The organism is Daejeonella sp., assembly GCF_044348475.1.
Lineage (GTDB): Bacteria > Bacteroidota > Bacteroidia > Sphingobacteriales > Sphingobacteriaceae > Daejeonella.
This window is the reverse complement of record NZ_JBIKSU010000125.1, coordinates 1-4,494: the sequence shown is the minus strand read 5'-3', so window position 1 is coordinate 4,494 and position 4,494 is coordinate 1. Positions and strand designations below refer to the sequence as shown.

Genomic DNA, 4,494 nt, shown 5'->3' with positions numbered 1-4,494 from the left:
TAGCTCAAAATCTACCGTATTGAGGCTTACTGTTTGTGGAAATAAACTTTGCTGACTGGCGCCCTGTCTGCTTTCGAGGTGCTCCAGGAAACGCTCGAACAGAATTCGTTCATGGGCTGCTTGCTGGTCTATTAACATAAAGCCAGACTTGATCTGCGAAATGATGAACCGATTATGGAGCTGAAATAGCTGTTTACCAATACTCTTGAATACCTGGTTTCCAATCTCAACCTGTCGATTCCCGTCAAGCTCCATCCCACTTTGCTGGGCTTCGGGCTGAACAATTTCGTATAATGAACCCCAGTTTTTTGCAAGGGTGTTTCTTTCTTGCTCACTATTTCTTAGAAAGGGAATCTCTCGTTCCTTTTTTTCTGAGCTGAAAGGATTGAAATTAGGATTAAATGCAATACTAGGTGGCACAATGTCTTCAAATGCTTTTGGACTGATCATTTGGCTGAAGCCGGTCTCCTGATTAAAATCTAGTGTCGGACTAATGTTATACCTTCCTAGAGATCGTTTTACTGCTGATCGTATAATGGCATAAATTGATTTTTCGTCCTGGTATTTGATTTCTGTTTTTGTTGGATGCACATTGATATCAATCTTAGAAGGATCAATCTCAATAAACAGAACATAAAGCGGGTAGCTGTCGGCGCTTAATACCTCTTCAAAGGCATTCATGACCGCATGGTTAAGGTAAGGGTCTTTTATAAAGCGATTATTGACAAAGAAGAACTGTTCGCCCCGTGTTTTTTTTGCGAACTCAGGTTTGCCAATATATCCTTTCAGTTCAATGATGGACGTTGTTTCTTCAACCGGCACTAATTTTTGATTATAGGCATTGCCAAAAAGATGGGTAATGCGCTGCCTTAAACTTCCCTTTGGCAAATGGAATACTTCAATCGCATCTTGGTGCAGGGTAAAAAATATTTCTGGATTGGCCAGAGCAACACGTTGAAACTCATCATTTAGGTGACGGATCTCAACCGGATTCCCTTTCAGGAAATTACGGCGTGCCGGAGTATTATAAAATAGATTTTTTATACTTATGCTGGTCCCAGGCATGGTAGAAATGGGCTCTTGACTGATAATCTCTGACCCTTCGATGCGCACAGAGGTTCCCAATTCATCTTCAAGGCGGCGAGTTTTTAACTCAACTTGTGCAATGGCAGCGATTGAGGCCATTGCTTCTCCTCTGAAACCCATGGTGCGTATAGCAAACAAATCTTCGGCTTTACGAATTTTAGAAGTGGCATGACGTTCAAAGCACATGCGTGCATCTGTCGGGCTCATCCCACATCCATTATCAATAACCTGGATAAGAGATTTTCCGGCATCCTTGATCAATATCTGGATTTTATCAGCACCCGAATCAATGGCATTTTCAATAAGTTCTTTTAGTGCCGAGGCTGGCCTTTGCACCACTTCACCTGCTGCAATCTGATTGGCGACCGAATCGGGTAAAAGCTTGATGATATCAGTCAAAATAGTTCAGTTTATTTCTTTATTGAATACACCCTTAGGTGGTTTGTAACATAATAAAATTCTACTGAAAACACATAGAAAATTGTCAGATTTCTGAGGTGTTGTTTTCAATCTTCAAAGATAAGTTCTTTTACCCTTATGGTACGTATAATGTGGATAATGCGGGGCTAAAAAAATAAAGGAATTTAATTCTATTGCTGCATTCATGTTTTTTAATTGATTATTTAAATTGTTTAATTAAAGGTCATATTCTCTGCACATGATTTATATTTGCCAATCAATTGATTACCTGATTTCAAAACTATATGGCAAGGAATATTCTTTGGTTAATTATCTCTGTTTTTTTATTTTCATGCAAGTCTCAAAAGGAGGCCGATCTTATTGTTCATAACGCACTTGTTTATACGGTTGATGAACAGTTTTCTACGGTTGAGGCTTTTGCCGTTAAGGGTGGAAAGATCCTTGAACTGGGAACTTCTGAAGATATTTTGAAAAAATATCAGGGTGAAAAAATTGATGCTGAAGGCAAAACAATCTTTCCTGGATTTATTGATGGGCATGCTCATTTTTATGGTTATGGAAAAGGATTGCAAGATGCAGACCTAGTGGGTACAAAAAGTTGGGAAGAGATCCTTGAAAAGCTAAAAACATTTAGTGTTGAAAATAAGGAGGGCTGGATCATTGGCCGAGGCTGGGATCAAAATGACTGGGCCCTGAAAGAGTTTCCTAACAACCAAAAGCTTAATGATCTGTTTCCAAACAGACCGGTTATACTTACTCGGGTTGATGGACATGCAGCCATTGCTAATTCATTTGCCTTAAATCTTGCCAGGCTAAAACCTGGGCAGCAGATTGTAGGTGGTGAAATTGAGACTATCAATGGAAAATTAACCGGGATATTAGTGGATAATGCAGAGGGGCTGGTTTTTTCGAAGGTTCCACCTCCATCAGCAAAGCAGCTTAGCGAATCACTATTAGATGCACAAAAGAATTGTTTTGCTGTGGGTCTAACCACCGTAGCAGACTGTGGTATCAGTCATGAACTTATACCGGTAATAACAGATTTACAAAAAAGTGATCAGCTTAAAATGCGGATCTATGCAATGCTTTCTGACCAGGAGGCCAATTATGACTATCTGTTCAGAACTGGTGCGATAAAAACGGATCGATTAAATGTAAGGTCTTTCAAAGTTTATATGGATGGGGCTTTGGGTTCTCGTGGCGCTAGTCTTTTACAGCCGTATTCTGATAAGCCAAGTACTTCAGGCTTTCTTTTGAGTGATAAAAAACATTTTGAGGAGGTGGCAATTAAAATAGCTGCAAAGGGCTTTCAGATGAATACTCACGCCATTGGCGATTCTGCAAACCGTGAAATCTTACAGGTATACGAAAGAGTTTTAAAGGGAAAGAATGATGCCAGATGGCGTATAGAGCATGCTCAGGTAGTAAATAAAGCCGATTTTAAATTATTTGGTAATAATAATGTGATTCCCTCTGTTCAAAGCACTCATGCTACTTCAGATATGTATTGGGCTGCCGATAGGCTAGGCCCTGAGCGGGTAATAGGTGCGTATGCCTTTAAACAATTACTTGATCAAAATGGCTGGCTAATTTTGGGTACCGATTTTCCTGTCGAAGACATTAATCCGATGTTAACCTTTTATGCTGCAGTTGTAAGAAAGGATACAAAAAGTTACCCTGAAAAAGGATATCAGATAGAAAACGCACTTAGCCGGGAAGAGGCCATCAGAGGCATGACTATTTGGGCAGCAAAAGGAAATTTTGAGGAAAAAGAAAAGGGTAGTTTGGAAGCTGGTAAGTTTGCAGATTTTGTGATCCTGGATCAGGATTTAATGAAAGCCGATGCGGCCTCACTCTTTAAGGCTAAAGTTTTAAAAACCTATTTAAATGGTGAAAATGTTTATTCTAAATAAATTATTGAGGTTAGGCCCTGGGTTTTTCTCTTTGTGGCTTCTAGTTTTATTTTCTGTAAGCACCTGTGCGCAACCTGCGGAGCATCTTCAAAACGAGGCTTTCTTGAAAGAAGAGAAAAATATTGAAAGATCAACAGTATTACTAAATAATGAAGGTAAACTGATTCCGCTAAAAGGTTTACAGGATCTAGCTATAGCCAGTGTCAATATCGGTTCAGCATATGCATCAGAGTTTGATAGTATATTGAATAAATATACTCAGATCAAGCGATTTGAATCTTCGGCATATAATTATGATATGCAAACCTTCAATGAGCTAAACGATGACCTTAAGTTTTACAATACAGTTATTATTCAGGTTACAGATCAGTCTTTAAATGATCCGCGAACCATTCCTTTATTGCTGGATCTTCAATTGAATAAACAAATTGTTGTTTGCCTTTCTGGCGATGTTCAAAGTTTGAAATTGTTGAATTTTTTAAAATCACCTCTGATCTGGTCAGAAAAGAAATCTTCTGGATATGCTAATTTTGCTGCTCAGCTTATTTTTGGCGGAGTAAGAGCAACAGCAAAACTAAAAGAGGATGTTTCTTTAAAATATTTGTCGGGATTGGGTTTTGAAAGTAGTATAACTAGATTAAAATATACCGTTCCGGAAGAAGTAGGAATCAACAGTGCAGCCCTCAAGAAAATAGATGATATTGCTGCCGAAGCCATTCAATCAAAGGCGGCTCCCGGTGCAGTTGTGATGGTGGTACTTGACGGTAAAGTGATCTACAATAAGGCCTTTGGTACCAGAACTTATACAGACAACACACCTACACATATCAATGATATCTATGATCTGGCATCGGTTACAAAAACTTCAGCTACAACAATGGCAGTAATGCGACTTTTTGAGCAGGAAAAATTAAAGCTTGATACCAATGTTGGAGCCTATATTCCAAAGGCTCGCAATACGAATAAAACGGATATCTCTGTACGTGAAGTGATGCTTCATCAGGCAGGTTTTATTCCGTTCATACCCTTTTACAGGAACCTGTTAGCAAGTGATTATAGTCGCGATTCAACAGCA

General features: G+C 39.1%; 3 protein-coding genes. 2 read left to right on the top strand and 1 reads right to left on the bottom strand.

Annotated elements, in window-relative coordinates:
* On the bottom strand, window positions 1-1,485 hold a 1,485-nt coding region (mutL, locus tag ACIQZ6_RS12075; RefSeq protein WP_395811442.1), incomplete at its 3' end, for a DNA mismatch repair endonuclease MutL.
* A 305-nt stretch (window positions 1,486-1,790) separates the two neighbouring features.
* Between mutL and ACIQZ6_RS12070 the strand changes: the two genes are divergently transcribed.
* Together ACIQZ6_RS12070 and ACIQZ6_RS12065 are read left to right on the top strand one after the other, a co-directional pair.
* Window positions 1,791-3,419: an amidohydrolase gene (locus tag ACIQZ6_RS12070; protein WP_395811440.1), complete on the top strand. Its 1,629-nt coding sequence runs from the start codon at window positions 1,791-1,793 to the stop codon at window positions 3,417-3,419.
* A 103-nt stretch (window positions 3,420-3,522) separates the two neighbouring features.
* Window positions 3,523-4,494 (top strand): serine hydrolase domain-containing protein (locus tag ACIQZ6_RS12065; protein WP_395811438.1); only part of this gene is annotated, 972 nt, incomplete at its 3' end.